Below are 1,654 nucleotides of genomic sequence, written 5' to 3'. Positions count from 1 at the left end.
ATTGGGTGTAGATCTTTTGAATCGACGGAAGATCTATTTGATTTCAGGTGGTTATAGAATTTTATAGAAGAAAGAAGAACCTTTTTGTGTTAGTTATGTAGTTACTACGCAACACAAAGAGCACCAAAAGGCCTTCTATGAATCTAGCTTACTTGAATACCCCTGATTTTTCATTCTTTTCTGATGCAACTAAACAGATTGATCACATGATTGAGCAGCTACAATCTGATAATTTCCGAGATAATGAGCATGGCGACATTGAGCAGTATATTCAAAATGAAGGATTTGAAATTTTACGCTGCTTGTTTCAAGGTTATCTCGATCTAAAAGCGGCAAATGAAAAATCACTTTCTGACGCTCATACAGATGAAGGAATACATCTTACCCACACCAAACACGGCACCAAGCGAAAACTAACAACACTCTTTGGAGATGTTATTGTAAAGCGTAAAAGCTACAGCCAACGTTTACAAAAAAGTGTTTTCCCATTAGATGGTCAGCTAAATTTACCTTCAGATCAATACTCTGATGGTATACGCCATAGAGTGGCGATTGAAGCAAGAAAATCGTCCTATGATGAGGCTGTTGAATCAATTAATCGGACTACGGGTGGTTATATACAAAAGCGGCAAAGCCTTAAATTAGCTCTAGATGTCGCGCAGGATTTCGATGATTTTTACCTACAAAATCGTTACTCGAGCGCAGAGCAATCCGATAATTTATTGGTGTTAACATTCGATGGAAAAGGCGTTGTAATGCGACCAGAAGGTCTTCGTGAATGTACCCAAAAAGCCGCTCTAAAATCCAAAAAACTGAATAGTAGGCTAAGCGCAGGGGAGAAAAAAGATAGAAAACGTATGGCGCAAGTTGCAGCGGTTTACACGGCTCTGCCTCATATTCGAACGCCAGAATCAATTATGAAAATTGAAAGTGAAGGGGGTAACGTTCAGCATCTCAACGTTGCAAAGCGCAATAAGCGCGTGTGGGCCAGTATTGAAAACAGTGCAGAATCAGTTATTGAAGCTGGATTTCTAGAAGCTTTACAGCGCGATCCAACCCAACAACGGCAATGGATCGTATTGGTTGACGGTCATCCTCATCAGATAAGGTTAATCAATCGCGTCATGAAAAAACATAACGTCAAAGCCACCATTGTCATGGACTTTATCCATGTACTTGAATACGTATGGAAAGCGGCGTGGTGCTTTTATGAAAAAGGCGATGATAAAGTTGAAGCATGGGTAGAGAAAAGAGCGCTAAAGATACTTCATGGTCACAGTAATCAAGTGGCAAAAGGAATGCGTATTAGTGCAACAAAGCAGGGGTTAACCAAGCGCGATAATATTAATAAATGTGCAGATTACCTACTCAAAAACAAGCTTCGTTTACAATATGGAGAAGCATTAAAAAAAGGCTACCCTATCGCGAGCGGCGTCATTGAAGGGGCTTGCCGACACCTTATAAATGACAGGTTAGATATTACAGGTGCCCGTTGGAGTTTAAAGGGAGCAGAAGCAATATTGAAATTACGGTCATTAAAATCAAGTGGTGACTTTAATGACTATTGGGTTTTCCACAAAAAGCAATCGAGGCAAAGGATCTATGGATAGCTGTTTTATTGAAAAAAGCGTCGATTCAAAGGAACTACACCCAT

The 1,654-nt window shown here is 40.0% G+C and carries 1 protein-coding gene; it reads left to right on the top strand.

Annotated features, from left to right (window positions below):
- Nucleotides 1-137: 137 nt before the first annotated feature.
- Complete coding sequence (locus H592_RS22165) at nucleotides 138-1,610, top strand: ISKra4 family transposase (protein ID WP_051369142.1); 1,473 nt, start codon at nucleotides 138-140, stop codon at nucleotides 1,608-1,610.
- Nucleotides 1,611-1,654: the final 44 nt, after the last annotated feature.

This window comes from Psychromonas arctica DSM 14288, assembly GCF_000482725.1.
Lineage (GTDB): Bacteria > Pseudomonadota > Gammaproteobacteria > Enterobacterales > Psychromonadaceae > Psychromonas > Psychromonas arctica.
The sequence above is the reverse complement of the archived record's forward strand: the minus strand, read 5'-3'. Positions and strand labels throughout refer to the sequence as shown.

What these genes read in the sequence shown, in the direction of transcription:
- H592_RS22165 (WP_051369142.1), top strand. Translation starts at nt 138, where the DNA reads ATGAATCTAGCTTACTTGAATACCCCTGATTTTTCATTCTTTTCTGAT.